The 21402-nt window shown below is 51.2% G+C and carries 21 protein-coding genes; 16 read left to right on the plus strand and 5 right to left on the minus strand.

From position 1 onward, the window contains the following. The first annotated feature begins 27 nt into the window (after window positions 1-27). The 6 genes from PJDR2_RS06505 to PJDR2_RS06530 are packed head-to-tail and all read left to right on the plus strand — an operon-like array spanning window position 28 to window position 6132. Entirely contained in the window at window positions 28-219 is a 192-nt protein-coding gene (locus PJDR2_RS06505) for a Flp1 family type IVb pilin (protein ID WP_015842866.1), read from the plus strand. Further along, a complete protein-coding gene (locus PJDR2_RS06510) occupies window positions 188-913 on the plus strand; it encodes a TadE/TadG family type IV pilus assembly protein (RefSeq protein WP_083778059.1) in 726 nt (241 codons plus the stop codon). Before PJDR2_RS06505 ends, PJDR2_RS06510 begins: the two co-directional genes overlap by 32 nt. Beyond that, window positions 910-3126: a hypothetical protein gene (locus PJDR2_RS06515; RefSeq protein WP_015842868.1), complete on the plus strand. Its 2217-nt coding sequence runs from the start codon at window positions 910-912 to the stop codon at window positions 3124-3126. Before PJDR2_RS06510 ends, PJDR2_RS06515 begins: the two co-directional genes overlap by 4 nt. Continuing rightward, window positions 3092-4063 (plus strand): TadE/TadG family type IV pilus assembly protein, encoded by a 972-nt coding sequence (locus tag PJDR2_RS06520; protein ID WP_083778060.1) that lies wholly within the window; start codon window positions 3092-3094, stop codon window positions 4061-4063. The genes PJDR2_RS06515 and PJDR2_RS06520 overlap by 35 nt, the downstream gene beginning before the upstream one ends. After that, window positions 4060-4575: an A24 family peptidase gene (locus PJDR2_RS06525; RefSeq protein ID WP_015842870.1), complete on the plus strand. Its 516-nt coding sequence runs from the start codon at window positions 4060-4062 to the stop codon at window positions 4573-4575. Before PJDR2_RS06520 ends, PJDR2_RS06525 begins: the two co-directional genes overlap by 4 nt. 18 nt (window positions 4576-4593) lie before the next feature. Then, window positions 4594-6132 carry a DUF6382 domain-containing protein gene (locus PJDR2_RS06530; RefSeq protein ID WP_015842871.1) on the plus strand — a complete coding sequence of 513 codons (1539 nt, stop codon included), beginning with the start codon at window positions 4594-4596 and terminating at the stop codon, window positions 6130-6132. Between the two features lie 32 nt (window positions 6133-6164). On the opposite strand, the gene PJDR2_RS06535 is transcribed toward PJDR2_RS06530, so the two are convergent. From PJDR2_RS06535 to PJDR2_RS06545, 3 genes are all read right to left on the minus strand, one after another. After that, complete coding sequence (locus PJDR2_RS06535) at window positions 6165-7067, minus strand: TIGR01777 family oxidoreductase (protein ID WP_015842872.1); 903 nt, start codon at window positions 7065-7067, stop codon at window positions 6165-6167. Window positions 7068-7084: 17 nt separating this feature from the next. Next, window positions 7085-7591, minus strand: coding sequence for a hypothetical protein (locus tag PJDR2_RS31775; protein WP_015842873.1), 507 nt, complete (start codon window positions 7589-7591; stop codon window positions 7085-7087). 176 nt (window positions 7592-7767) lie between these two features. Continuing rightward, window positions 7768-8205 carry a DUF2621 domain-containing protein gene (locus PJDR2_RS06545; protein WP_015842874.1) on the minus strand — a complete coding sequence of 146 codons (438 nt, stop codon included), beginning with the start codon at window positions 8203-8205 and terminating at the stop codon, window positions 7768-7770. Between the two features lie 100 nt (window positions 8206-8305). Here PJDR2_RS06545 and PJDR2_RS06550 point away from each other — a divergent pair, with 100 nt between their 5' ends. The 4 genes from PJDR2_RS06550 (at window position 8306) to PJDR2_RS06565 (ending at window position 12893) form a co-directional block, all read left to right on the plus strand. Beyond that, window positions 8306-9436 (plus strand): deoxyribonuclease IV, encoded by a 1131-nt coding sequence (locus tag PJDR2_RS06550; RefSeq protein WP_015842875.1) that lies wholly within the window; start codon window positions 8306-8308, stop codon window positions 9434-9436. A gap of 47 nt (window positions 9437-9483) precedes the next feature. Further along, entirely contained in the window at window positions 9484-10362 is an 879-nt protein-coding gene (gene purU / locus PJDR2_RS06555; protein ID WP_041613315.1) for a formyltetrahydrofolate deformylase, read from the plus strand. Between the two features lie 156 nt (window positions 10363-10518). Next, on the plus strand, window positions 10519-12537 hold the full coding sequence (tkt, locus tag PJDR2_RS06560; RefSeq protein ID WP_015842877.1) for a transketolase: 2019 nt from the start codon (window positions 10519-10521) through the stop codon (window positions 12535-12537). A 38-nt stretch (window positions 12538-12575) separates the two neighbouring features. Next, window positions 12576-12893: a pyrimidine/purine nucleoside phosphorylase gene (locus tag PJDR2_RS06565; protein ID WP_015842878.1), complete on the plus strand. Its 318-nt coding sequence runs from the start codon at window positions 12576-12578 to the stop codon at window positions 12891-12893. 289 nt (window positions 12894-13182) lie between these two features. Here PJDR2_RS06565 and PJDR2_RS06570 read toward each other — a convergent pair whose 3' ends face one another. Beyond that, window positions 13183-14076, minus strand: a complete 894-nt coding sequence (locus PJDR2_RS06570; protein ID WP_015842879.1) for an NAD(P)-dependent oxidoreductase — start codon at window positions 14074-14076, stop codon at window positions 13183-13185. A gap of 292 nt (window positions 14077-14368) precedes the next feature. Here PJDR2_RS06570 and PJDR2_RS06575 point away from each other — a divergent pair, with 292 nt between their 5' ends. The 6 genes from PJDR2_RS06575 to PJDR2_RS06600 all read left to right on the plus strand — a co-directional run bounded on the left by PJDR2_RS06575 (window position 14369) and on the right by PJDR2_RS06600 (window position 20375). Then, on the plus strand, window positions 14369-15718 hold the full coding sequence (locus tag PJDR2_RS06575; protein WP_015842880.1) for a glucose-6-phosphate isomerase: 1350 nt from the start codon (window positions 14369-14371) through the stop codon (window positions 15716-15718). After that, the gene (locus tag PJDR2_RS06580) at window positions 15718-16350 is read left to right on the plus strand and encodes a YigZ family protein (RefSeq protein ID WP_015842881.1); all 633 of its coding nucleotides are present in this window, start codon (window positions 15718-15720) and stop codon (window positions 16348-16350) included. The genes PJDR2_RS06575 and PJDR2_RS06580 overlap by 1 nt, the downstream gene beginning before the upstream one ends. Window positions 16351-16597: 247 nt before the next feature. Next, window positions 16598-17413, plus strand: a complete 816-nt coding sequence (cysT, locus tag PJDR2_RS06585; protein ID WP_015842882.1) for a sulfate ABC transporter permease subunit CysT — start codon at window positions 16598-16600, stop codon at window positions 17411-17413. A gap of 2 nt (window positions 17414-17415) precedes the next feature. After that, on the plus strand, window positions 17416-18213 hold the full coding sequence (locus PJDR2_RS06590; RefSeq protein ID WP_041614034.1) for a sulfate ABC transporter permease subunit: 798 nt from the start codon (window positions 17416-17418) through the stop codon (window positions 18211-18213). 3 nt (window positions 18214-18216) lie between these two features. Further along, the gene (locus tag PJDR2_RS06595) at window positions 18217-19281 is read left to right on the plus strand and encodes a sulfate/molybdate ABC transporter ATP-binding protein (protein ID WP_015842884.1); all 1065 of its coding nucleotides are present in this window, start codon (window positions 18217-18219) and stop codon (window positions 19279-19281) included. Between the two features lie 32 nt (window positions 19282-19313). Further along, window positions 19314-20375, plus strand: coding sequence for a sulfate ABC transporter substrate-binding protein (locus PJDR2_RS06600; RefSeq protein ID WP_015842885.1), 1062 nt, complete (start codon window positions 19314-19316; stop codon window positions 20373-20375). 78 nt (window positions 20376-20453) lie between these two features. Here PJDR2_RS06600 and PJDR2_RS06605 read toward each other — a convergent pair whose 3' ends face one another. Then, window positions 20454-21260: a Cof-type HAD-IIB family hydrolase gene (locus tag PJDR2_RS06605; RefSeq protein ID WP_015842886.1), complete on the minus strand. Its 807-nt coding sequence runs from the start codon at window positions 21258-21260 to the stop codon at window positions 20454-20456. Window positions 21261-21402 lie beyond the last annotated feature (142 nt).

Here is a 21402-nt window from a genome sequence, read left to right on the forward strand (position 1 = left end):
ATCAAACGTTTAGAGAGGATGTTTACTATGTTGAAAAAGTTAGGTAAAGGCGTCCGTTCATTCTGGCGCTCGGAAAGCGGTCTAGGGACGCTGGAAGTGATTCTGATTATTGCGGTTGTTATTATTATTGCTCTTCTATTTAAAGATTGGATTATCCAACTGATCGAGAAATTAATGGGGAAAGCCGATGATGAAGCGGACAAAATTTTCTCCAACTAACCGTAAACGCAGCTTGCCGCAATGGCTTCGCCAATCGGAAGGGAGTTTTACGCTGGAATCCGCATTGGTGTTTCCGGTCATTTTTCTGCTAATACTTATGTTTCTATTATTCAGCATGTATATCTATCAGAAAGTGGTGCTCTATTATTCCGCCTCCGAGACGGCGGAACGGGCTTCGTTCAGTTGGGATAACAGTCACCGTAATGCCCGTAACGGGATGCTGACAACCGGTCAATATGACGGCTTGTACTGGCGGGTCAGCGGAGACTACATGCTTGGCTCGTTATTCGGAATAACGGCAGATCAGACGGATGTGACACTGGAACTGCCAGGGGCGCGGAACACAGACAATCTTGAGCTTGCAGAAACGAAGCTGCATCAAGCATCAGCTTGGCTGACAGGTGATGCGGAGCTTCCGTTCCAGGGGGATATCGCTTACGCAAACAGTCTGCTGAAGCGGGAGGTAGCGGTAAAGCTGATGCAGCCGGTATCTCTTGCTCCGCTTGAGCTTACGCTCGGGCTGTCCGAGCCCAAGACGGTTGCAGCGGCCAGTATCGTGGATCCGGTTCAGTTTATCCGCGATGTCGATACGGTACGGTATTACACCGCCAAATTCAGCAACGGAACGTCGAAGCAGCAGGCCGGAAAAGCGCTGACGGCATACAGCGGCGGCGGGAAAGCAGGCAAGCCGTGAATAAGCTATCAACATCTTACGGCTCAATAACGATATTTTCGGCGGTTGTATTGTCAGGGCTGCTCTTGTTCTCCGCAGTGCTGATCGATTATGCAAGAATGGCGGTATTGCATAAGGTAACCGAGGATGCAGCAAGATCAGGCGTCCGTTCCGCTCTCTCCGCTTACGATAATCGGCTGTACGAACGGTATGGGCTGTTTGGACGGGGAGGGACGGACAGCAATGATATTTTCGAACAGACTGTTCAAGCGAATTTGGAACGATCCGCAGGGCAGCAGGAGACCTTCAAGCTGGTACAAGCGGAGCTCCAATCGGCGCATATCGATAACGCGGAAGTATTGGGGAAGCACGAGGTGTTCTCTCGGCAGGTACTGGAAGAAATGAAGTATAAAGCTCCGGTGGATTTCACCCTGGAGCTGGCTTCCAAGTTTGCCCCGCTTTCCGGCGCGATGAAGGAAGCGAACGTTACGGTTAATATGCTGGAGGAGCTTCGGAAGCTGTATGACAAGCGGGAGGAAAAGCTTGCCGCAGCTTTGCAGCTGCAACGCCAGGCCGCGGAAACCGTTGGCGGCATTGCGGGCCTTATTCCGGCCAAAGCGCTGGAGCTCGCCACGGGTACCGAGAATGCCGCAAGGCTTGCCGGTGATTACGCCCAGTATGCGAATTGGGTAACAACTGACCAGCGTCTGGTTCAGCAAGGCAAAAAAACAAAGTATTCGGATCAAATCCGGGCCTACGAGGATAAGGCGAGAGGATGGACAGACGGGATGTCCCGTGAGCTTGCGAAGGCTAGGAAGCAGCATGACAAGCTGCAGCAGGAAGCGGTCAAAGCAATCAACGAGGCTAAGCAGCTTAACGCGGACATGCAGCGCATTAAGCAGGAGACGGCGAATGCTCCTTCTAACAGCGGTTATGACCGCGTAACCGGCAAAAATATTGCGGGTGTTGACGCCGCCGCGGGGCCAGTCGTGGATACCGCGCCGGAAAACGATATGCAGGAGATCCGGAAGATGGCGGATGAGCTTATTTTGCCGGATGGTTGGTTTGCCGAATATAGCGGGGAGATTGCGGATCAGGCTGCGGTGTTTGCTTCGCTGCAAATGGAAGCGGGAGGCTTTATTGCCAATCTGACAGCCGGCCTTGCTTCTCCCAATCTCTCCAATGAGCAGATCAAGGAAGGAGCCGTTAATCTTCGGATTGCTTACGAGCAGTATGAAGCGGCTTACGTGCGCAAAGGCTCAAGCCTCGACGAGCGGGAGCAGATGCTGACCGACAAAGAACTAAAGAAAGAACGCCAGGCACAGGAGGCAAAGGCGGGAGAACTATGGTCGGAGGCACGCCGCCTGCTGCATGGGATGACGTCGGTTCCCCAGAGCGAGGAGCATCTTCGAATCATTCAGGATATCGAAAAGCGGTATAAGGACAATCTTTTATTCAATCAGGAAGCTTCCGGTGCAGAAGCGGGAGGCCTTGTTTTCGCGGAGGATGCCCATGAGGAAGCGGAGCAAGCGACATCCGCCATGAGCGGGTTGTTTGACGGCATTGCCGATATGCTGGAGCAAACCAGAGACTCCGTTTATTTATCGGAATATACGGTTTCGCATTTTGCTTCCTTTGCGCCGCAAAATCTGAGGGCATTGCTTACAAGCGGCGATACGAACGAGCTTGCCCATGCCGCCGCGTTCAGCAATCAAGAAGCGGAATATGTCATTTACGGGTTTCATAGCCCAACGGCGAATTTGGCTGCCGCTTATGGCGAATTAATCGGCGTTAGGATGGCGGTCCGGACGATGGAAGGGTTGTCTGCCTGCCGGACGGCTGCCCATCCACTCTTAATCTTGTCATGCTCGGTTGTATACGGCCTGGAAAAAACAATGGAGGATATGGCGGCTTTTACCGAACGCGGGGCGGCTCCGTTATCGAAATATATCAAGGTCGATGTTGCCTATACGGATTACCTGCGGTTGTTCATGCTGGTCCACGGGGGGGCCAACCGGCCGTCCGCGTTAGCGCGGATGATCGCCGTTATTGAGTATAATGGCGGGGTTACTTTGTCCAAGGTTCCAACTGCTCTAACGGGAGAAATAAAGGCATCTGCCAAGCTGTGGTTTTTGCCGGGAGTGATGGACATCGTCCAGCGTTTTGGATCCTTGCAAGGAAAGGTTGTTGGCGGCAAGTATGAAACCGTTCAAACGATTGGCTCGTCCTATTAGGCGGCAGGATAAAAACCGGGGCGGGGAGAACGGCAGCATGGTGCTGGAAGCGGCTCTTGTCATGCCGCTGCTCCTGATGATCCTGTTGCTGTTCATTATGATGATCCGCTTATGCGCCGTGCAAATGGCCCTTCAATCGGCCGCGTCCCAGACGGTCCGGCAGATTGCGACACATATTCGTCCGGCAGATCTCACCTTTCAAAAAGCCTCCTCCTCCATTCCCAATTTGGGCTTTAGCGGTCTGCCGTTGCCGGATTGGGGAGGAACTATAGCGAAGGAGGCGGCCGGGTGGCTGCCGGCGCCTGCAGATGCATTAGCTTCGGCAGTTCTTGAAGGAAACTGGCAGCCGGTCACGGATGCGGCGGCGACTGAAGTTGGGAGGACCGCTGTCGAGCCGCTGCTCCGGCAATTTGCGGATGAAGCGGTGCTGGAAAAAGAGCGTTTGAGCCTATCGCACCTTTCCTTGCCGGAACTGAAGGAAAAACAGGAGCCTTATTTGACGATTGAAGCGGAATACGAGTTTCCTTTATCCTTGCCGTTCTTAAACAGAAAGATCGTAATGCGCGAGCAGGCATCCGAACGGGTATGGGTCAGCGATGCATTGCCTGCGAAGGAAGATACCGCCGCGGCGGATGTAACTCCGATTCAAATCGTTTCCATTCAGCCGGTTCCGCTGCGACCGGGTAATAGAGCAACCGTAATCGCTTTAACATCGCCAGGTGCTTCAGCCTCGCTTACGGTTAATTATAAAAGCGGAACAAGTACGGCAAAGCATCTTGGCAGCGCAACGGCGGATGCAAACGGTTATGTGCAGTGGACATGGCTGGTATCCGGAAATACGACGCCGGGAACCTGGGAACTAACCGCAACTTCGGCGTCAGGCGAAACGGTATCCATGCATTTTAACGTAACAAAGAAGGAGGACTCAGCATCATGACGGTACAGCTCTTGGCTGCAGCCTTGCTGCTGCTTGTCGCTTTATATACCGATTTGAAATCGATGACCATTCCAAATTTGCTTACGGTTCCTTTTCTGGCAGGAGGATTTGTATATGCTTTGTTCTCCGGAGGAGGCCATGGGCTTTTGCTCGCCATCTACGGTGCGGCGGCAGGATTTGTTCCGTTGCTGATTCTTCATTTGGCGAAAGGAATTGGCGCGGGTGATGTCAAGCTGTTTGCTGCACTGGGAGCTTGGATTGGTACATTGGCCGTGCTCCAGCTTATGATGTACGCCATTTTGTACGCGGGACTGGTGGGACTTGTCCTGCTTGTTTTCCATAGACCTTTTGCCAGAAAAATGACGGCGGGCATGTATACGTTCGTTTCCCTTCGTTTCGGCGGACAGGCAGGTGCTTCGTCTTGGCTGGCATGGGCGAAGAATGGACAAACCTTTCCGTTTATGCTGGCGGTGGCTCCGGGAGCCTTAACTTTATGGATGATATCGGGTTAATCGAAAGGAGGAGTATATGTGAGGCAGCCGTTCATTATAGATTTTTCCATGAACCGCGGACATGAAATGATTGTTGACCGGAAGGATGGCATTGTGCGTGATGAATTGGATGAGCTGGAGCTGCAGATGCTGCAGTCGGGCAAAATTCCGCATCTCTTGCCGGTAGAATGGCTGGAGATAGACGGGCGTGTTACATTCCGTTATGCCCTGGCAGGGCGGAAAATGCTGCTGCACCGCCTGCAGGTCCAGCCGCTATCGATGGAGCAATTTTATACGTTATTGCTTGGCGTCGTAGAAGCATTCGAGGAGTGCAAGCATTATATGCTGCGTCCCGAAGGCTGTCTGCTTGATGATCAATATTTGTTTGTAGGCGAGCATTTGAATGATATTGCCGTTGCTTATTTGCCTTTAAAGGACGGATTGCGCGACGGCGGTTCAGGCGCAGGGGATCTGCTCTCGCTTGTAGTCAGGTGGACCGCGTACATTCAGGACATTGACGGAGCAGGCCTCCAACGTATCTTGCAGACGCTTAACGGCAGCAAATGGCCGCTATCCGAGCTAAGATCCGTGCTTCTCGGATTAATTGGGGATGCTTTTATTCAAGCAGGCCCGAAGCAGGCTCCGGAACGTATTCCCGTCGTTTTTCCGGCAGTTGCGTTAGCTAAAAGTGCAGCAGACGATATCGTGCCAAAGGCAAGTTACGAAGCAAAACCGCGAGCTGCTGGTTTAAAGCCTGCAACAAAAGCGGTATCTGAACCAACAGCTCAAGATATTCCGCTTATAGAGCTGGAGGAGCAGGATTCCGATGCGGCAAGAAAAAAATTTTGGGTAACGGCAGCTGTTGTGGCCATAGCCGTTGCATGCGTATGGAAATATATCTATTTATCCTCGCATTCCCGAAGCAGCTTATATATATGCCTAGGCTTAACCTTAATGGGAGTAGCCGCTCTTTATATGGTATGGTCGCGCAGGCTTCCGGCCGGACTGCTTGCCAAGGAAGGGGACGGAGAAGAAGAGTTTATTCCGGAATCCCAGCCGCTTGGCATGTGGCCGCGGTATGAGGATATTGAGCATAAAGAGATGGTCGAACCAGCTTCCGCCATTGCCCTTTCCGTTAAACCGGCGATTCGGATGGAGGCGGAGCTCTATCCACATGGCGGCAATACCGCTGATCTTCGCAGCCAACCAGCAACGGTTGAAGCGACGGTACTGCTGGCAGAGAGGGAGATGGACTCGGCAGGATCGAAAGGGCCGGCCTTATACCGGGAGTGGGCAGGAGGCGGTTCCTGGATCGAATGGCAGGATGAGAAATTTACGATAGGCCGATTAGGCGAACAGGTCAGCTATGAGGAAGAAGCGCATGGCATTTCCAGGCTTCATCTTGAGCTGGAGCGGGAAGGCGGAGCTTACATCGCGAAAGATTTGGGCTCGCGAAACGGAAGTGCGTTGAACGGTGAGGTCATGATTCCGTATAAGTCTTATCCGTTTAGCGCAGGGGATGTTATTCAGCTGGCCGGCAGCAACGGACCCAAATACGAACTGAAGACGAGAGGTTAACCTCTCGTCTTCGGCTTTTTCTGCTTTTTATTTTATGCTTGGCTTAATTGCTTCATTGCGCTTTCGATAGTCGGGTATTTGAACGTAAATCCGTTTTCCAAGGCTTTGCGAGGCAAAGCGCGCTGTCCTTCGAGAAGCAGGGAGGACATTTCCCCAAGTACGGCCTTTAGCAGAAAGGCGGGTGTTGGCAGCCAATGCGGTCGTCCAAAAGCCTTCCCTAACGCGCGTCCGAATTGGTCGTTCGTAACCGGTTCGGGAGCCGAGGCATTTACCGGCCCCTGAATTTCGCGGTGATCCATGCAGAACAAAATCAGCCGGACCAGGTCTTCCAGATGAATCCAAGACAGCCATTGCGAGCCGCTTCCAAGCCGGCCTCCGGCAAACAGCCGGTGAGGCAGACTCATCAGAGGGAACGCGCCGCCGGTCCGGTTAAGCACGACGCCTACCCGCAGTTTAACCAGCCTTTTTACGGGAATGGAATCGGCAGCTTTCTCCCAGTGCTCCACAACGCCGGATAAAAAGTCGGTTACCTTCAGCGGACTGTCCTCCGCAAACGTAGCCGTTAACGAGTTGCCGTATGCAGAAATGCCGGAGGCGTTAATCACGGCCTCCGGCTTTGTGTGCAGTTCGGTTACAAGCTTGGCAATACGCGCTGCAGCATCAATCCGGGAATGAAGAACACGCTGCTTGGAAGCTTCGGTCCAACGCTGGTTAATGCTTTCGCCGGCAAGATTCACGATAACATCCGTGCCCTCCAGCCGTTGAGGCGATGCGGCAAGCTCGTCCCATGTCATATGGTGGAGCCTTGCATTCTGAGGTGAAGCAGAAGGCGTTCCTTTCCTGGATACGACAGTAACTTCATCGCCCCGTTCAAGCAGTGCTATCACCAGCGTCCGGCCAACAAAGCCGGTTCCTCCCGTTACTGCAACGCGCATTGTTCATCCGTCCTTCATTAGGATTTGACTTCAAGCTTCTTCAGGAAATATTGCGTTACATCGCCGCTGACCTTTTCGGTATAGTCAAATTGTACCTTTGTGTCCGGCGGAATGCTATTGATCTTATCCGTCAAATCATCCGTGAATTGCAGAACCATCGGTCCATTCGGCAGGTCAATCTCAACCGAGGTTGTATCGGCTTGTCCGACAAAGACGCCTTCGTTTGTCTTAACGGCGCTGTCATCGGGCGCGGTGCTTGCATTCGTGTCCGGCGAAGCCGTTCCCGGATCCATAACTCCGTTGTTTTGTCCTTCGGACTGGCTATTTCCCGCATTATTATCAGTTGTATTATTGCTTGTGTTCTCCGGTGAGGCGTTGGCCGGTTGTTCAACCGACGAGCCTTGTTCATTGCCGTTCGAGTTGGCTTTGTCCGAACCGCATGCTGTTGCGGTCATCATCACCGCGAGTAATACGGCGCTTGCCGCGATTAAGCTGCTCTTCTTTTTCGTTTTCATAGTTGTCATAGAAGCACCTCCTGAAAGCATTAGCTGAAGAATGATTATACAAACAGCCAGCTATAAGCTGTTTATATGCTATATAACGAAATAATCCGTTTAAGGTTCCAATAGATTTGTACACACTATTCATACGGATTAAACAAGAGGCTGCCCCTGATTGAAGCAGCCCGTTGCTCTTTTGTTTATTTATTGAGCAAATGCCGGTAGGGATCGTAGTCGATACCCTTGCGTTCCAGGAAAGAAACAAGGCTTCGATAGTCACGCTTAGGCGTTGCGCGTATGTATCCTTCGATGCAGTGATCCCGCGTTACTTCTGAAGCTCCGTTATCAATGGCAACTTGACCGATTTTAGCGGCAATGGAATGCTTGGCGATATCCCGGAATGCGGAAGGAACGGGAGAAACAAGCTCGTCCAAAAAGCCTTTTGATTCGTCGGTCCACATGCTGCGGCTCCGTTCGACCCAATAGTTTTGCCAGTCCAGCTTTGACTTGCCGTCACGCTGAGGCAGCACCTTCAAAAACTTGCGGAACATGAAGAAACCGCCGATGGCCATAGCGCCGACCATTACGACTGCCCAGAAAATGATGAAAAACATAAACCAATCGGGAGCTGATTTCATACTGTACCTTCACCTCAGGAAGAATTATACCGTATTCCTAGATTTATTTCGACATTCCTTGTAAAATAAGGGTTGATCAACCGAAAGGGGCGTTTAAAAGATGTTGAAAATCGGTTCCCATGTATCATTTTCGGACAAGGGGCTGCTTACCGCGGCCAAAGAAGCTGTATCCTACGGTTCCAGCTCGTTTATGATTTATACCGGCGCACCGCAGAATACACGGAGAAAGCCAATCGAAACTTTATATATTGAAGAAGGCAAACAAATGATGGAGCAGGCGGGCATCAACGAGATTGTCGTGCATGCGCCTTACATCATTAACCTGGGCTCCTACAAGGAAGACACCTTTGAGCTTGCCGTCCGCTTCCTTCAAGAGGAAATCCGCCGCACCGATTATATCGGAGTGCGCAATATCGTACTTCATCCGGGCGCTTATACGGACAAGGATGCCGAATACGGCATCGCTCGTATAGCCGAAGGCTTGAACGAAGTATTGGAAGGCACGAAAGATACGAACGTTAACATCGCTCTCGAGACGATGGCCGGCAAAGGAACGGAGATCGGCCGCAGCTTCGAGGAGCTTGCTCAGATTATCGATAAAGTACAGAATAACGACCGTTTGACGGTATGCATGGATACCTGCCACATGCACGATGCGGGCTATGATCTTATCAATGATCTGGACGGGGTGCTTCAAAAATTCGACCAGACCGTTGGGCTTGACCGCGTTGCGGTTGTCCATGTCAACGACAGCAAAAACCCTGTAGGCGCGGGCAAAGACCGCCATGCCCCTGTAGGTGCCGGCTGGCTTGGACATGAGGCGATCCATAGAATCGTCCATCATGAAGCGCTGGCGGGACGCCCGTTTATTTTGGAAACACCATGGATCGGAAAAGATGACAAGAAGCAGTTCCCGATGTACGAAGCGGAAATTGCGCTGCTCCGCGGCGATGCGATGGGGCGTTTTGGGGAGTCGTTCTTCGACCATGTCGAGCGTCTGCATCATTTCTATGGCAAACAGGAAATTGATCCTCGCCAATTCGTATTGTCTACTTGGGATGTTCTGAAGAACGATGCCAAGGCGAAAAAAGCGGATCCGCGCGAGCCGATGGAACGCCTGTACGATCTGCTCTCCGAAAGCGACGCGCTTCCGGGCGATTTGACCGAAGAGCAAATCAACCAACGGATTACGGCATGGTTCGCCGGCAAGCAATTGCTCAAAACGGTGTAACAATGATTTAAGATAACCATTGCAAAAGGAAGGAAGTTTTAACGTTTATGTCTTCATCTACTACTGAGTCGCGCAGCGGACGCGCGCGCATGCTGATCTCGTGCCCGGACAGACCGGGTATCGTGGCGGCGGTTTCGCATTTCTTGTACGAGCATGGTGCGAACATTGTACAATCGGACCAATACACGATGGATCCGGAAGGCGGCATGTTCTTTATCCGCTTTGAATTTGATTTGAATGATATGGACAAGGAGCTTCCGGTTCTTGTTGAAGATTTCGCCCGCGTGGCGGACCGCTTCGATATGAAATGGCATACGTTCCGCGCGAGCCGCAAGAAGCGTCTTGCGATCTTTGTTTCCAAAGAAGACCATTGCCTGATGGAGCTTCTGTGGCAGTGGAAAGCAGGCGATTTGGACGCGGATATTGCAATGGTTGTGAGCAATCATCCGGATATGAAGGACATGGTCGAGTCGTTTGGCATTCCTTACCACCATATTCCGGTAACCGCGGATACCAAAGCGGAAGCGGAGCGCAAGCAGATGGAGATTGTTGCGGACAAAGCCGATCTGATTGTTCTTGCCCGTTACATGCAGATCATCTCGCCGAAATTCATCGAGCAGTTCCCGAATCGCATTATCAATATCCACCATTCCTTCCTTCCGGCCTTTGTTGGCGGCAAGCCTTATGCGCAAGCTTATAATCGCGGTGTTAAAATCATCGGCGCAACGGCACATTATGTAACGGAGGAACTTGATGGCGGTCCGATTATCGAACAAGACGTTCAGCGCGTCAGCCACCGCGACAATGTAGAGGAATTGAAACGAATCGGGCGTACAATCGAACGCGTCGTTCTCGCGCGTGCCGTGAAATGGCATACCGAGGACCGCATTATTGTACATCAGAACAAAACGGTCGTTTTCAATTAATCCAATAAATGCTCTAGCCTTTCTCCATTTTAAGGATGGCAAACGAGTTTTCGGAATGGTACAATATTCAAAGCCTTTGCGCTACAACTCGCGCTATATCCAGATATATAGAGAGAGACAGAGCAATTTTAAACAGGAATTAGGAGGAAGTAAGAAATGACAGTTACACAAAAATCGATTGAACAGCTGTCGATCGACACGATTCGTACGCTGGCAATCGACTCCATCGAGAAAGCAAATTCCGGACATCCAGGGATGCCAATGGGCGCAGCTCCAATGGGCTACCAACTGTTCGCGAAAAACATGACGCATAATCCGTCGAACCCGACTTGGATTAACCGCGACCGCTTCGTTCTGTCCGCAGGACACGGTTCGATGCTGCTTTACAGCTTGCTTCACCTGAGCGGTTACGATCTTCCTCTGGAAGAGCTGCAAAACTTCCGCCAATGGGGTTCCCTGACTCCGGGTCACCCGGAATTCGGCCACACGGCTGGCGTTGACGCAACAACCGGTCCGCTTGGACAGGGCGTTGCTATGGCTGTAGGCATGGCAATGGCAGAAGCTCATTTGGCAGCTACTTACAATAAAGAAGGCTATGATGTTGTTAATCACTTCACATACTCCATTTGCGGCGACGGCGACTTGATGGAAGGCATCTCCCATGAAGCGGCTTCCTTCGCAGGTCACTTGAAGCTTGGCAAATTGGTTGTTCTGTATGATTCGAACGATATCTCCCTTGACGGAGCTCTTGACCTGTCGTACTCCGAAAGCGTTCAAAAACGTTTCGAAGGCTACGGCTGGCAAGTTCTTCGCGTTGAAGACGGCAACGACTTGAACGCTTTGACTAAAGCAATCGCTGAAGCGCAAGCGGAAACAGGCAAACCGACTTTGATCGAAGTTAAAACCGTTATCGGTTACGGCAGCCCTAACAAAGGCGGTAAAGGCGGACATGCTGGTCCTCACGGTTCCCCTCTGGGTGCTGACGAGACTAAGCTGACTAAACAATTCTACGGCTGGAACGAAGAGGATAAATTCCATGTTCCGGACGAAGTTCGCGCGCACTTTGCTGAAGTGAAGCAGAACGGCGAGAAAGCAAACGCTGCTTGGAACGAGCAATTCGAAGCTTACAAAAAAGCATACCCAGAGCTTGCAGCTCAATTCGAGCTGGCTACTTCCGGTCAATTGCCTGAAGGCTGGGATAAAGACCTGCCTAAATACACAACGGAAGACAAGCCGTTGTCGACTCGCGTAGCTTCGGGTAACGCTCTGAACGGTCTTGTTCACAACGTGCCTGCTCTGGCTGGCGGTTCCGCTGACCTTGAGAGCTCGACAATGACTCACCTGAAAGGTTTGGCACAATTCAAACCAGGCAGCTACGACGGCCGCAACATCTACTACGGTGTTCGCGAGTTCGGTATGGCTGCAGCTATGAACGGCATGAGCCTGCATGGCGGCATGAAAGTATTCGGCGGTACGTTCTTCGTATTTACCGACTACCTGCGTCCGGCAATCCGTCTGGCGGCTATCATGAAACAACCGGTTACTTACGTTCTGACGCATGACTCGATCGCCGTTGGCGAAGACGGTCCTACGCATGAACCAATCGAGCAACTGGCTTCGATCCGCATCATTCCCGACCTGACAGTTATTCGTCCTGCTGATGCTAACGAAACTTCCGCTGCTTGGGCTTATGCGGTTGAGAACCAAAGCAATCCGGTAGCGCTTGTTCTGACTCGTCAAAACCTGCCGATCCTGGAAGGCACTGTGTCCGGCTCCCGTGAGAACATCAAGCGTGGTGCTTATGTGGTATCCGATGCAGCAAACGGTGCTCCGCAAGCTCAAATTATCGCTACTGGCTCCGAGGTGCAACTGGCGGTTGCTGCTCAAAAAGCGCTTGCCGAAGAAGGCATTCAAGTTCGCGTAATCAGCATGCCAAGCTGGGATCTGTTCGACAAGCAAGATCAAGCGTACAAAGATTCCGTTATCCTCCCTGAAGTTAAAGCTCGCGTAGCTGTTGAGATGGCTCATCCATTCGGTTGGGATCGTTTCGTTGGCGACAAAGGCGTGGTTATCGGCATCGACCGCTTTGGCGCATCCGCACCTGGCGACCGCGTGATCAAAGAATACGGCTTCACTGTTGAGAACGTAGTAAGCAATGTGAAATCGGTTCTGTAATTTAATAAGCTATTTGGCGTAGAGGAGCTAACCATACAATGTCGCAATTTGAAAACGTAACGGTTGTCAAAGAAGCTAATGTTTACTTTGACGGTAAAGTAACTAGCCGCGCTGTTCTGTTCGCAGACGGCACGAAAAAAACGCTTGGCATTATGCTTCCTGGCGACTACGAGTTCGGCACGGACTGCATTGAGATTATGGAAATTTTGGCTGGCGACCTGAAGGTGCTGCTCCCTGGCGAAACAGAGTGGGTACACATCCAAGGCAAAGGTGAGTTCACCGTTCCGGCCAACACGAAGTTCAAGCTTCAAGTAGCGGCTGTATCTGACTACTGCTGCTCTTACATCTACGAATAGCATTTAATGAAAAAGGGGCCGTCCCATCGTTTTGACGATGGGACGGCCCTTTTTATTCGGTTAAACAGCAAAGTACGCATTCGAATGTTCTTCCGATCGCCATTGCTCTGGGATTCCTTGAATTAATATAGAGTAGTTGGAATCCCAGAACAAAAGCGAGCACTAACGTTTCTCCAGAATCATTCGAATTGCTCCCTTTGCAATTAACCTACTCATTTCAAAAGCAGCAAGTAAATAAAAAAAAATGGCCATGGAAGGAACTGCATGGCCACAATATTATACTTTTTTGTTAGTTTTTATCGCCGATCTTACGGCCGATCCATTGCTCGTAGGCTTGCGTCACGCTGCTCATGTCAAGCTCGCCGAGACCCATGGAGTCGCCGATCTGGAATAGGCTTTTTGCCGCTTCCAGCATCGGTGTAGGCACCTTCAGGCCATCCGACAGCACGGAGGAGAGGCGGAGATCCTTCAGCATGAGCGCGAGGGAGAACTGGACGTCGTAATCGCTGGCAAGCACTTTCTCGCCCTTCAGCTCGGCTGTACGGCTTGCTGCGCCGCCCGATTGGACAAGCTCGAGGAACGCGCTGCCGTTGATGCCGCCGCTTGCCGCGATCGCCATGCCTTCAGCCAGAGCCGCCATATTGATGCCGACGATGGTGTTATGGGCAAGCTTTGCGGTCGCTCCGCTGCCGTTAGCGCCCATATAGATCACCTTGCGGCCCATTGCGGTCAGAACCGTGTCGACCTCTTTCAGGGTCTTCTCAGGGCCTCCAACCATAAAGGTCAACGTACCGCCTTCAGCCGCCGGCTTGCTGCCCGTAACCGGAGCATCAAGGAACGATGCGCCTTTCGACTCTGCCGTTTCCGTCAGCTCTAGAGCGAGGGAAGGAGAGATTGTGCTGCTGTCAATCAGAATGGTACCCGGACGGACTGCGTCAAAAATCCCGTTTTCTCCATAATAAACTTCGCGGATCGCCGCGTCGTTGCTGATCATCGTGATGACAATTTCGGCCTCGCGTACAGCGTCGGCCGGAGTCGCGGCTTCGCTTCCCCCGCACGCGATCAGCTCCCCGGCTTTGCCGGCTGTCCGGTTGTACACCTTAACCTCGAAACCGCTGCGAAGCAGGTTCGCAGCCATGCCATAACCCATAACGCCAAGGCCGATAAATCCGATTTTTTTCATGTACAGTTCCCTCCAATGTATCTTTAAATTCTAAGTATTAATAACTTTTATCTCCTATCATAGCTTAGATTCGAGCGGAATGAAACTTGGCCGGCTGTCGAAGGACCGGCGACCCGGTTTCACCTTGTTAGGTTGAAAAATGCATCAAGCCATAAAAGCTTTTACTAATCATTATAGATAATCTTCATACCTTTTTCACGGTTTGTTGCTTGTTTTTCAAATCTAAATCCGATATTCTAAAGGCTAAGTAAGACAGGTAATTGAAAAACAGTATCAGGGAGGCCTTTCTTTCATGAGTAAAACGGTAAAATTCGATTACACTAAAGCCCTTGGCTTTATTGGACAACATGAAATTGACAATTTGTCGGAACAAGTTCGTATCGCCCACGAACAATTACATAATGGTACTGGCGCAGGATCCGACTATCTCGGCTGGATTGACCTGCCTAACAATTATGACAAAGAAGAATTCGCCCGCATCAAGCAATCCGCGGAGAAAATCAAATCCGATTCCGAAGTGCTTGTTGTTATCGGTATTGGCGGTTCTTACCTTGGCGCGCGCGCAGCGATCGAGATGCTCTCGAACTCCTTCTACAACCTGCAAACAAAAGAACAGCGCAAAACTCCGCAAGTTCTGTTCGCGGGCAACAACATCAGCTCGACTTACGTGACGCATTTGCTTCAATTGCTGGATGGCCGTGACTGGTCGATCAACGTTATTTCCAAATCCGGCACAACAACCGAGCCGGCTATTGCTTTCCGTATCTTCCGTGAAGCTCTCGAGAGCAAATACGGCAGAGAAGCAGCACGCAAGCGTATCTACGCAACAACGGACCAAGCAAAAGGCGCCCTGAAGAAGCTGTCGAGCGAAGAAGGTTACGAGTCGTTTGTTATCCCTGACGATGTCGGCGGCCGTTATTCCGTCCTGACAGCGGTAGGCCTTCTGCCAATCGCCGTTGCAGGTGTGGACATCGACTCCATGATGCAAGGTGCGGCAGACGCATCGAAAGAATACAGCAACCCGAACCTCGGGGAAAACGAAGCTTATCAATACGCTGCAGCGCGTAACGCGTTGTACCGCAAAGGCAAAGTAACGGAAATCCTCGTTAACTACGAGCCTAACCTTCACTTTGTATCCGAGTGGTGGAAACAGCTCTTCGGCGAAAGCGAAGGCAAAGACTACAAAGGGATCTATCCGGCATCCGTTGATTTCTCGACAGACCTGCACTCGATGGGTCAGTTCATTCAAGAGGGCAACCGCAACATCTTCGAAACGGTTATCCAAGTAAACGAAGTTGCCGAGCACCTCACAATCGGCAATGATCCAGCGGACCTCGACGGATTGAACTTCCTGACAGGCAAAACGATGGACTTCGTTAACAAAAAAGCATTCCAAGGTACGCTTCTGGCTCATACGGACGGACAAGTACCTAACTTTATCGTGAACATCGCCGACATGACGCCTTATACGTTTGGTTACATGGTTTACTTCTTCGAGAAAGCTTGCGGCATCAGCGGCTACCTGTCGGGCGTCAATCCGTTCGACCAACCGGGCGTAGAGGCGTACAAACGCAACATGTTCGCGCTGCTTGGCAAACCAGGCTACGAGAAAGAAAAGGCTGAGCTCGAAGCTCGTCTGTAATGCTGGAGCGTTATTCTACGGTTAGAGGTCCGGGCAGCGAAGAGGTCGTTATCAAGAAGTCCCGTTTTATCGGCTACGCAAAGCCGGTGGAGACGGAGGAGGAAGCTGTTTCGTTCATTGAAGAGATCAAACGGCTCCACCGGACGGCAACTCATAACTGCTCGGCTTATGTAGTCGGGGAACGCGATCAACATCAGAAAGCCTCCGATGACGGTGAACCTAGCGGAACGGCCGGCAAGCCAATCCTTGAGGTCATCAAGCATAAGGGCTTAAAAAACGTTGCGGTTGTGGTTACCCGTTATTTCGGCGGGATCATGCTTGGTGCCGGCGGACTGGTCCGTGCTTATACGGACGGAGCGGTAGCCGGAATCGAAGCAGCCGGAGAAATCGTGAAGGTGCTGCACCGGGAAGTTTTTGTTGACGTGGACTACACGTGGTACGGCAAAGTGGAGAATGAGCTCCACGGCCGGGGGACTCGCCTTGGCGGCACCGAATTTACGGACCGCGTGACGGTGAAATGCCTTCCCGTTGCATCGGAGGCCGACGCTTTTGTGGCATGGATAACCGATTTGACGCAAGGACAAGCCGTCATTACGGAAGGCGAAGAGCTTTATTATATCGAAGGCGAATAAGAAAAGCCGCCCGTTGTCTTGGTTACAAGACAGCAGGCGGCTTTTTTGCTATTTTCTAAGGAATGTGACTACAGTAAAAATGGACAGCCTAATTACGCATAAAATGTAAATATGGGATTGACTAGACCAGTTGTTCTCTGCTAAATTTAGAATACCAAGTGATCTAATAGGAATTGTGTATTTACTATTGATTAAGGTTTAGCAATCACCTACGGTTCGAACCGATGGTTTGGAGGTCATAAGCAGCATGAATGTCATGTTTCGCAGCAAGTGGTGGAGCTTCGGATTTCGAAGCGCGATTATGCTCTACTTTATTGTATTAATTGTACTTCCCATTATCGGAATTTATACGCAGTCGGTATCCAGAGGGTTTGTTCCTTTCTGGGAGAGTATATCGGATCCCCTGGCATGGAAGGCTGTACTGCTGACCATTAAGCTGGCGCTTATTGCAACCGTCATTAACGTGCTGCTTGGCTCTATGATCGGATGGGTGCTGATCCGGTACCGTTTTCCGGGAAGAAGGATTTTGAACAGCTTGGTTGACTTGCCGTTTGCTCTTCCGACAGCCGTAACCGGGCTTATGATTTTGCTTTTGCTTGGCCCAGGCAGCTTTGTTGGCGAGCTGGCTTCGAAGATGGGCTTTACGATTGTATTCCATCAGCCGGCGATTGTGATCGCAATGGTGTTTGTTACGTTTCCGTTTGTGATCCGGGCGGTTCAGCCGCTGCTTGAGGAGATCGACAAATCGGAAGAGGAAGCCGCCTACACGATGGGCGCAAGCAAATTCCGCACTTTTTTTAGCGTAATCTATCCTTCAATGCTGCCGGGAGTAATCAGCGGTGCGATGCTGGCTTTCTCAAGAGCACTGGCGGAGTTCGGGGCCGTTGTACTGGTAGCGGGCAATATCCCGGGCAAGACGCTGATTGCCGCCGTTTATATTTTTGGAGAAATTGAGAGTGACAATCCGCAAGGGGCTGCAGCGGTCTCGGTATTGCTGCTGACGCTTTCGTTTATCATTTTATGGACGGTCAACCTGATTCAGTCTAGGAGGCCGGGAAAATGACAATTAGACGGACGTGGATTGGTCTTACGTATATCGTTTTTACCCTATTGCTGATTATTCCTCTTATTGAGATATTTACGGGCTCATGGGCGGACGGCTGGAGCGGCTTTGTGGAAGGGTTAACCCGCAAGCAATCTCTTCATGCCCTGCAGATGACGGCTATTATCGTTGTTGTGGTAACGGCTATTAACACCGTATTTGGCGTTATGCTGGCGCTTTATCTGGTTCGTGCCCATTGGATCGGACCCCGCATGAAGCGGCTGCTTAACAGCATCGTGGATCTGCCGTTTGCCGTTTCGCCGGTTATCGGCGGTTTGATGATTGTTCTCTTGTTAGGTCCCAATACCATAATCGGTTCTTTTTTCGAGGATACGGGATTTAAAGTCGTGTATGCCCTGCCGGGGATGATTCTTGCCTCTCTGTTCGTGACTTTTCCTCTGATGGTACGCGAAGTACTGCCGGTGCTTCAGGAGATCGGCGCCCAGCAGGAGGAAGCAGCCTCTACTCTTGGCGCGTACTCGTGGTATACGTTTTGGAAGGTGACCTGGCCGTCCATCCGTTGGGGTGTGATCTACGGTGTTGTACTGACGGTAGCAAGAACGCTTGGCGAGTTTGGCGCGGTGCTTGTCGTATCGGGCAATATTATGAACAAGACGCAGACGGCTACTACGCTCGTGTATCAGGATGTCGAGAATTTTAATGTTGTTGAAGCAAACGGCATAGCCCTTGTGCTTGCCGTATTCTCCGTAGGCCTTCTCCTCTTAATGGAATGGGCGAAAAAACGAAAGGAAGTGCATTAAGCCATGCATATTGAAGTTCGTAACCTCAGCAAAAGCTTTGGCGATTTCCACGCCGTGCAGGATGTCAGCTTCGAGATTGAAAAAGGTCATCTGATCGGACTTCTTGGTCCAAGCGGCGGCGGCAAAACGTCGATTCTTCGTATGCTGGCCGGCCTTGAGACGCCAACTTCCGGGGATATCCTGTTCCATGGCAAGCGGGTTAACGATCTGCCTCCGCAGGAGCGCGGGATCGGCTTCGTATTCCAAAACTATGCTTTATTCAAGCATATGACCGTATATGACAACATCGCTTTTGGACTGAAGGTGAAAAAGCAGACCAAAGAACAAATCCGCGAGCGCGTATCTACGCTGGTGGAGCTGACGGGGCTTAAAGGCTTCGAGCACCGTTACGTGCATCAACTGTCCGGCGGACAACGCCAGCGTGTCGCCTTCGCCCGCGCCCTTGCTCCCGAGCCGCAGCTATTGCTGCTCGACGAGCCGTTTGCCGCGATTGACGCGAAGATTCGTACCGAGCTGCGAACTTGGCTGAAAGAGATGATCGAACGCGTTGGCATTACTTCCATCTTCGTCACCCATGACCAGGATGAAGCGATTGAAGTAGCGGATGAGATTATGATCATCGGCAAAGGTAAGCTGGAACAGAAGGGTACGCCTTGGGAAATTTACAAAAATCCGCAAACGCCGTTTGTCGCAAGCTTTATTGGCGAATCAACGATTGTGGAGGATATTAAAGTATTAAAAGGCTTTGATGCCGCATTGTCCTATCCGGGAACAAAGGCTCTTATCCGTCCTGAATATATCGAGATTGGCAAGCCGGGCGAGATTCGCCTGAAGTCCGCGACCGTAAACGCAACGGTGAAGGCTTTGCATTTCCGCGGCAGCGAGTGGATGGTCGAGCTGCTCGTAGACAACGTGAAGCTTATTACGTACCGTTCGCTGGAAAAGGAAGTGCTGCAGCCTGGCGAGCAGGTTAGCGTGCTTGTCCATCGCGCTTACCTCTTTAACGATAAAGACAGCTGGATTATGGAAAACAGTCTGAAGGTTGACCCCATGCCGATTCATATCTAAATACTCATTAGCAGAAAGAGTTGTATACGAACATGAATATAAATCGAAGAGCAAGCCGGCGGATTGCCGTACTGCTCCTCGCCGTACTGCTGATTATTACAGCAGGCTGCGGCAAGGAGGAGACAAAGCAGCCCGCCGTGTCTACCGCACAAGACGGTGATGTAACGCTTGTCATCGGTGCCTACTCCGTAGTGAAGGATGCGTTCAGCGAGATTCTGCCGCAGTTCCAGGCCTATTGGAAAGAGCAGACAGGTCAAAAGGTTGTATTCCAGGAATCGTATGAAGCTTCGGGGACGCAGGCACGAGCCATAGCCGGAGGCTTCGAGGCGGATGTCGCGATTCTGGCAATGGAAGGCGATCTGGATAAGATCTCGGGTGCAGGCTTCATTACGCATGATTGGAAGTCGCAGCCGAATAAAGGCTTAATTACGAAATCGATTGTTGTCCTCGGTACCAGAGAAGGCAATCCTAAAGGGATTAAGGATTGGGATGATCTCACCCGCAAAGGCGTAAAGGTTCTCTATCCGAATCCAAAAACATCCGGCGGCGCGCAATGGGATATTAACGCGATCTACGGGGCAGGGCTCAAGAAGTCGGAGGAAGAGACCGGCAAGAAGGATCCTGCTTTTGCCAAGCAGTATCTGGAGTCGATCCACAAGAATGTAGAGTCGCTTGATAAGAGCGGCAGGGCTTCCATGGCGGCGTTCGAGTACGGCGTTGGCGATGTTATCGTCACGTATGAGAATGAACTGCTTGGCCGCATTATGAATGGCGTCAAGTATGACGTAGTTGTTCCGAAGAACACGATTCTTATTGAAAATCCGGCGGCTGTTGTAGATAAAAACGTCGATAAACACGGTTCGCGCAAAGTGGCCGAAGCGTTTGTCTCGTATCTGCAAAGCGAAGAGGCGCAGCGTACGTTCGTCAAATACGGCTTCCGTTCGGTTGACGATAAGATAGCCGAAGAGTCTAAGGACAAGTATGTCGTGCCGGAAGGGCTGTTCGATATTTCCTATCTGGGCGGATGGAAGGAAGTTCGTCAGAATCTGTATTCGAAAAAAGGCATCTGGTATCAGGTGCTTGCGGGAATCTAAAACGCAACAAAAAACTCCATGGTGGAAGCGCCGCTTCCCCGTGGAGTTTTTTTAATTCTTTCACCTTGCTGCAATCGTTTATTTGGCAGCTGGCTGCAGGACGAATTTCTCAATGACGTGACGAACGCCTTCTTCGTTATTCGTCAGCGTGATATAATCCGCGATTTCCTTCAGTTTAGGCGTGGCGTTGCCCATTGCTACGCCAAGACCGGCCGCTTCAATCATTTCGTGGTCATTCCACGCATCGCCAATCGCGATGGTCTGCTCAACCCCGCAGCCCAAATGCTCAGCCATAAAGCGGAGCGCATGGCCTTTTGTGCCTTCCTTGTGCATAAACTCGAGGTAATGGGGCTTGGATTTGGTAATATGGACACGGTCGCCGATAATCGGCTTTAACTCTTCGGCCAGTTGATCCAGGTAGGCTGGATCGTCGATGATGAGCATTTTATTGTTAGGCTTGTCGAGCAAAGCTTCGAAGTCCTCGGCTACGACATACGGGATATTCGTCAGCGTGGAGTATTTGATCGCTTTCTCGTTGGCTTCCTTCACGTATAAAATATCGTCCGCATACAGCTGCAAATGCAGGCCTCGCTGCTCGGTGATCGCGTACAGCTCCTTCGCCGCATCCTGCGGCACGCAGCGCTCGTAGAGCACTTCCCCATCCAGGAGCGTCTTCACTAGCGAACCCTGATACGTAATGATCGGAACGTTAAGCTGGATCTGATCCGCGATTTTTTTGGCCGAAGCATACATCCGCCCCGTGGCCAGAGTGACGGTTACGCCTAGCGCAATGGCGTCCTCCATCGCTTTTTTTGTACCTTCGGTAACGATTAAATCGTCATTGAGAAGCGTATCATCGACATCGATTGCAATTAATTTGTACATGTCTCTCTCTCCCGTCTCTATTCGTCCAACAAAGCTAGGTTGATTGTAGCGAAAAATATAGCCGTCTTCAACCCTATACCGTAACGGGTTACTCGGTCAATTTGCTCAGCGCACCCAAAATAAGCTACATTAGAATACAGAA

It is taken from the genome of Paenibacillus sp. JDR-2 (genome assembly GCF_000023585.1).
In the GTDB taxonomy this organism is placed as follows: domain Bacteria; phylum Bacillota; class Bacilli; order Paenibacillales; family Paenibacillaceae; genus Pristimantibacillus.

Excerpts from the sequence above, each read along its gene's own strand:
- PJDR2_RS06505 (WP_015842866.1), top strand. The coding sequence starts at position 28 with ATGTTGAAAAAGTTAGGTAAAGGCGTCCGTTCATTCTGGCGCTCGGAA.
- PJDR2_RS06510 (WP_083778059.1), top strand. The coding sequence starts at position 188 with ATGATGAAGCGGACAAAATTTTCTCCAACTAACCGTAAACGCAGCTTG.
- PJDR2_RS06520 (WP_083778060.1), top strand. The coding sequence starts at position 3,092 with ATGAAACCGTTCAAACGATTGGCTCGTCCTATTAGGCGGCAGGATAAA.
- PJDR2_RS06525 (WP_015842870.1), top strand. The coding sequence starts at position 4,060 with ATGACGGTACAGCTCTTGGCTGCAGCCTTGCTGCTGCTTGTCGCTTTA.
- PJDR2_RS06535 (WP_015842872.1), bottom strand. The coding sequence starts at position 7,067 with ATGCGCGTTGCAGTAACGGGAGGAACCGGCTTTGTTGGCCGGACGCTG.
- PJDR2_RS31775 (WP_015842873.1), bottom strand. The coding sequence starts at position 7,591 with ATGACAACTATGAAAACGAAAAAGAAGAGCAGCTTAATCGCGGCAAGC.
- PJDR2_RS06545 (WP_015842874.1), bottom strand. The coding sequence starts at position 8,205 with ATGAAATCAGCTCCCGATTGGTTTATGTTTTTCATCATTTTCTGGGCA.
- PJDR2_RS06550 (WP_015842875.1), top strand. The coding sequence starts at position 8,306 with ATGTTGAAAATCGGTTCCCATGTATCATTTTCGGACAAGGGGCTGCTT.
- purU (WP_041613315.1), top strand. The coding sequence starts at position 9,484 with ATGTCTTCATCTACTACTGAGTCGCGCAGCGGACGCGCGCGCATGCTG.
- tkt (WP_015842877.1), top strand. The coding sequence starts at position 10,519 with ATGACAGTTACACAAAAATCGATTGAACAGCTGTCGATCGACACGATT.
- PJDR2_RS06565 (WP_015842878.1), top strand. The coding sequence starts at position 12,576 with ATGTCGCAATTTGAAAACGTAACGGTTGTCAAAGAAGCTAATGTTTAC.
- PJDR2_RS06570 (WP_015842879.1), bottom strand. The coding sequence starts at position 14,076 with ATGAAAAAAATCGGATTTATCGGCCTTGGCGTTATGGGTTATGGCATG.
- PJDR2_RS06575 (WP_015842880.1), top strand. The coding sequence starts at position 14,369 with ATGAGTAAAACGGTAAAATTCGATTACACTAAAGCCCTTGGCTTTATT.
- PJDR2_RS06580 (WP_015842881.1), top strand. The coding sequence starts at position 15,718 with ATGCTGGAGCGTTATTCTACGGTTAGAGGTCCGGGCAGCGAAGAGGTC.
- cysT (WP_015842882.1), top strand. The coding sequence starts at position 16,598 with ATGAATGTCATGTTTCGCAGCAAGTGGTGGAGCTTCGGATTTCGAAGC.
- PJDR2_RS06595 (WP_015842884.1), top strand. The coding sequence starts at position 18,217 with ATGCATATTGAAGTTCGTAACCTCAGCAAAAGCTTTGGCGATTTCCAC.
- PJDR2_RS06600 (WP_015842885.1), top strand. The coding sequence starts at position 19,314 with ATGAATATAAATCGAAGAGCAAGCCGGCGGATTGCCGTACTGCTCCTC.
- PJDR2_RS06605 (WP_015842886.1), bottom strand. The coding sequence starts at position 21,260 with ATGTACAAATTAATTGCAATCGATGTCGATGATACGCTTCTCAATGAC.